This is a genomic window from Psychrobacter sp. AOP31-B2-9, from assembly GCF_052378005.1.
Taxonomy (GTDB): Bacteria; Pseudomonadota; Gammaproteobacteria; order Pseudomonadales; family Moraxellaceae; genus Psychrobacter.
The window spans coordinates 1-960 of the sequence record NZ_JBQSXG010000293.1 but is presented as its reverse complement, the minus strand read 5'-3'; the positions used below and the strand labels follow the sequence as shown (position 1 = coordinate 960).

The 960-nt window shown below is 37.0% G+C and carries 2 protein-coding genes; both read left to right on the top strand.

From position 1 onward, the window contains the following. The first annotated feature begins 129 nt into the window (after positions 1-129). A complete protein-coding gene (locus tag ACT3SX_RS15265; protein WP_192519354.1) occupies positions 130-351 on the top strand; it encodes a hypothetical protein in 222 nt (73 codons plus the stop codon). 166 nt (positions 352-517) lie between these two features. Beyond that, positions 518-916 (top strand): hypothetical protein, encoded by a 399-nt coding sequence (locus ACT3SX_RS15260; protein ID WP_192519355.1) that lies wholly within the window; start codon positions 518-520, stop codon positions 914-916. The last annotated feature ends 44 nt before the right edge of the window (positions 917-960 follow it).

Here is a 960-nt window from a genome sequence, read left to right as displayed (position 1 = left end):
ATTGTTTACTTTATTTGAAACGCAAAAGAATGATACATCAACTACGCACATAAATACTCCATGCAAATTACATCTACTTTATTCATTAACATCGTTAAAGTAAAATAAATTTTATATTGGATTTATGATATGCCGAATCTGGAAGTAAATGCTTATGAGCTCATACTATTGTCAGGCTGCATCATGCTTTTCATTGCCAGCATTTCTGCAGCATTTAATAACAGTTTTGACGACTTTTCATGGAAGCACATCACCACATGGTTATTTGTCCTAGGTAGTTTACTAACGCTTATTGGATATGTTGGTTATAAAGTCTACGCTTATTATCATCCTTATGCGTGGCTGGATTAACATAAAAAGCAGCTTAATTTTCCTTAAGTAACCGTTGATAGTGTTATTAATGTATTTTGCTGATAAAATATTACTTGTTCAGGACGAAAATAATTTTCGACTGACAAAGATTAGGTGCTATCAAACATACACTATAAAACCAATCAAAATATTAAAGGAAAATTCTGTGAAAAAACTTCTAGCTTCGACCGCTATGCTTGCCACTCTTGCTCTAGCGGGCTGCACATCAACAGGTGCTGGCACGACTACAGGCACTACTGCTAGCACAGCCATGACAACTGCAAGTAGTCTTGGCATGAGTGTCCTGACATCAGCAGTAGATACAAAATGTCGTACCGCAATCGAAGAACAAAGCGCATGGGGTATTGCTAGTCTTGCTATGACTGATACACAGCAAGAAACCTTCAAAACTAACGTTTGTGGTTGTGTCACTGAGCAAGCATCAGAAGATGTAACTATCGTTGAATTAGGCAATGCTGCTATAGATTCAAGCTATCGCACTGAATTGGTCGCCAACGTCGTTGCTGACTCTATACAAAGCTGTTATACCAGCTTCGTTCAATAATTGTGTGTTAATAGTTTATAACAGGTAATAAAAAAGGCCAGATT